Origin of the sequence: Methylobacterium nigriterrae (assembly GCF_037106235.1) — a bacterium.
GTDB classification, from domain to species: domain Bacteria; phylum Pseudomonadota; class Alphaproteobacteria; order Rhizobiales; family Beijerinckiaceae; genus Methylobacterium; species Methylobacterium nigriterrae.
Window position 1 is genome coordinate 1 of the sequence record NZ_JBAWTG010000755.1, and the last position, 286, is coordinate 286.

Genomic DNA, 286 nt, shown 5'->3' on the forward strand with positions numbered 1-286 from the left:
AGGCTGCCCCCGCTGGCGGCACGGTCGCCCGCCCCGTCGCGCCTACCGACCAAGGGCTACCCCGAAAGGGGGATGGCCTCGCCCCGGGCCGAGCAGATGCGGGCCCTGACGCCCGAGCGCGCCCGCGCCGTCGGGCCCGCGGCCCGCGCCGGGATCACCGGCGAGCACCCCTACGCGCACGGGGGCGCGGAGGTCGACGCGATCCTTAACGAGGTCCGCGCGCGCAAGCGTGAGCGGAGCGTCGCATGACGCGCGCGCGCCTCCGCCTCGTCGTCCTCGGGCTGAG

Annotated in this window: 1 pseudogene; it reads left to right on the forward strand. The window is 78.3% G+C overall.

Annotated features, from left to right (window positions below):
- Positions 1 to 249, forward strand: a pseudogene (locus WDW90_RS39015) (hypothetical protein); the annotation flags it as partial.
- Positions 250 to 286 lie beyond the last annotated feature (37 nt).